This is a genomic window from Xanthomonas sp. SHU 166, assembly GCF_000364685.1.
Taxonomy (GTDB): domain Bacteria; phylum Pseudomonadota; class Gammaproteobacteria; order Xanthomonadales; family Xanthomonadaceae; genus Xanthomonas_A; species Xanthomonas_A sontii.
Map to the genome: position 1 here is coordinate 1 of NZ_AQOJ01000646.1, position 1,538 is coordinate 1,538.

2 protein-coding genes are annotated in these 1,538 nt (G+C 71.4%); both read left to right on the plus strand.

Going from position 1 to position 1,538, the window contains the following annotated elements; translation table 11 throughout:
• The coding region (gene nadC, locus D180_RS15595; RefSeq protein ID WP_017913532.1) for a carboxylating nicotinate-nucleotide diphosphorylase at nt 1-640 on the plus strand (640 nt) is incomplete at its 5' end.
• A gap of 296 nt (nt 641-936) precedes the next feature.
• A partial coding sequence (locus D180_RS15600) for a DUF2272 domain-containing protein (protein WP_017913533.1) occupies nt 937-1,538 on the plus strand: 602 nt, incomplete at its 3' end.

Consider the following 1,538-nt stretch of genomic DNA (forward strand, 5'->3'; position numbering starts at 1 on the left):
AGGCCAGCGCGTGGCCGCCGGCACGGTGCTGGCGTTGCTGCAAGGGCGCAGTCGCGCCCTGGTCAGCGCCGAGCGCGCCTCGCTGAACTTCCTGCAGACCCTGTCGGCCACCGCCACCGCCACCGCCGCCTACGTGGCCGCGGTCGCCGGCACCGGCGCGCGCATCCTGGACACGCGCAAGACCCTGCCCGGCCTGCGCCTGGCGCAGAAGTACGCGGTGCGCTGCGGCGGCGGCAGCAACCACCGCATCGGCCTGTACGACACGGTAATGCTCAAGGAGAACCACATCCACGCCGCCGGTTCGCTGCCTGCGGCGGTGGCCGCCGCGCGCGCGCAATGGCCGGCGCTGCCGCTGGTGGTCGAGGTGGAAACTCTGGAGCAGTTGCGCGAAGCGCTGCAGGCCGGCTGCGATCGCATCCTGATCGACGACTTCACTGCGGAACAGCGCCGCGACGCGGTGGCGATCGCCGCGGCCGCACCATTCAATCGCGCGATTCCGCTGGAAGTCTCCGGCGGCGTCGACCTGGAGGCGGTGCGCGCGATCGCGCAGGACGGCGTCGACTGCATCTCCATCGGCGCACTCACCAAGCATGTGCAGGCCGTGGATCTGTCGCTGAAACTCGGAACGCCGCCGCAGTAGGCGGCTAGAGCCGCGCGGACGAGGCGATCGCACGGCGAATCCACCACCTGCGAACGCGGACACACCTTCGTGGCGCACGCCTGTATGCATGACGCATTAGGGACGTTGAGCGCGTCATTCCCCGCTGGATGAGTCCTGCCACGCCAAGGGCGAACCGCGAAGCGCTGATCCGCCAGCAAACGCGCTAGCCAGCACGGCGCGATCTGCCTGGATCGCGCGGCACGCCCTACACTTCACGGCCTCGCCAACGCCGCTCTGCGACGCTGCGCGCTTCCCCGTCCCCACCGAGTTCGCCGATGTTCCGCCCCTGGTTCGCGCTGCTGTGTGTCGCCGCCCTGTTTCCCGCCGGCCGCGCCGCGGCCGCGGAAGTCTGCGATCTGCCGCCGCGCTTCGGCCTGACCCCGGCGGCGGTGGCGATCGTGCGCACCGCCTGCAACGAGCACCGGCTGTGGTGGCGCCCGTTCATCGATCGCGACGGCCGCCTGGCCGGCCTACGCGTGACCGAGGCCGAGCGCGCCGACCTTGCCGACGACGGCATCGAAGCCTGGCAGCGCGTCGCCGCCTACTGGCGCGACAGCGGCACGCTGGGCGCAATGGGCCGCTTCGACGGTGCGGAGAGCTGCCAGCAGCTGGACGGGTCGCGCTACCGCGAAAACGACTGCCGCGCCTTCATCGTCGACAACCCGTGGTCGGCAGCCTTCGTGTCCTACGTGATGGTGCGCGCCGGCGTGGCCGGCTTCCACACCTCGATCCGGCATATCGACTACATCCGCGCCGCCTACCAGGCCGGCGCCGACGGCCTGCCCTATCGCTTCGCCGACCCGCAGCAGGAAAAGCCTGCCCCCGGCGATCTGCTGTGCTTCCTGCGCGGACGCCGGCAGCCGGTCGGCACCGCCGG